The sequence below is a fragment of the Prevotella sp. AM42-24 genome, assembly GCF_003461825.1.
GTDB lineage: Bacteria > Bacteroidota > Bacteroidia > Bacteroidales > Bacteroidaceae > Prevotella > Prevotella hominis.
In genome coordinates this window covers 3992-5183 of record NZ_QTXV01000111.1, presented here as the reverse complement: position 1 = coordinate 5183, position 1192 = coordinate 3992, and the positions used below count along the sequence as shown (strand labels likewise).

Genomic DNA, 1192 nt, shown 5'->3' with positions numbered 1-1192 from the left:
AATATTCAGAATAGCTTAAAATGAGCGATTTATGAGTGTTTCACCTCAATTGAGGTAATGATTTGGCAATAGTGCTAAATTCTGCAAATTGCATACGTTTGCTTGTCAAACCTATCGGTAAACAAAGAATTGCATATATGATGATAACATGATTTACTGACGTATAGATTCGTTGTCGTTGATATATGCATGTCATATGATAAAATGTTTTACAAGGAAAGAGTAGAAAGAGACCTGCATTTCTTTCTACTCTTATTCCTATAAACCTTTATTGGCATTTTACCAAGTGATAACCTTATCTACTATTTCTTGTTGCTCCAAGCTACTTCTTCGCAGATAGATACGTGTCGTTTCGATGCTTTCATGCCCCATAAGGTCTGCAAGCAGGGCAATGTCGTTGAACTTCTCCAAGAAATTCTTGGCATAACGATGGCGGAACGAGTGAGGGTACACCACTTTTTCATTCAAGCCATACTTCACCGCATAGTTCTTCAACTGCTGTGATATGCCTCTTGTCGTGATGCGCTCGCCAAAGCGATTGAGAAAGAGATAGCCACTTGTACGGTTGAGTGCCTGCAACCACTTTTCTGTTTCCGTGCGCAATGTCTTGGGGATATAGATACGCCGTATCTTGCCACCCTTGGTGTAGATGTCGTAATAGCCTACTTGCACGTGCTCAACCTTGATTTGCACAAGTTCGCTCACTCTGGCACCAGTCGCAGCTAAGAAACGCACCACAAAGTACCACTCCAAGTTGTCTTCCTTCTTCAACTTGTTCTTCAAAAAGGTGTAGTCGGCATTGCTGATGACATTCTCCAAATAAGAACGTTGCTGCACCTTAACCGACTTCAAGCGGAGTTTCGTCTTGCCTACAAATACAAGGTACTTGTTCAACGCCTGAATACGGAGATTCACCGTCTTTGGCTTGTAAGTCTCAATCAAGTAAGTCTTGTAAACCAACAAGTTTCTCTTGTTCAACTCTTTGTGTCGAGAGCCAAACTCCTTTACGGCATACAGATATGCCGAAATCGTGTTCTTAGCCATATTGCCTTGGCTTAGGAACTCTTCAAATTTGTCTAATTCCATTTCTATTCGTTTATTAGTGAAACATTAAGTTGTCCATATAAATAGGCATGGATTTGTTCTATGAGTTCCTATTATGAGAAGATGCTTGCTACAGGGGAGGTGAAAT

The 1192-nt window shown here is 40.8% G+C and carries 1 protein-coding gene; it reads right to left on the bottom strand.

Translation table 11 applies throughout. The annotated features are described in order from the left end of the window. Positions 1 to 279: 279 nt before the first annotated feature. Complete coding sequence (locus DW917_RS16165) at positions 280 to 1086, bottom strand: tyrosine-type recombinase/integrase (protein ID WP_118120378.1); 807 nt, start codon at positions 1084 to 1086, stop codon at positions 280 to 282. Positions 1087 to 1192: the final 106 nt, after the last annotated feature.

Coding starts and splice junctions, on each gene's coding strand:
- DW917_RS16165 (WP_118120378.1), bottom strand. CDS start 1,086: ATGGAATTAGACAAATTTGAAGAGTTCCTAAGCCAAGGCAATATGGCT.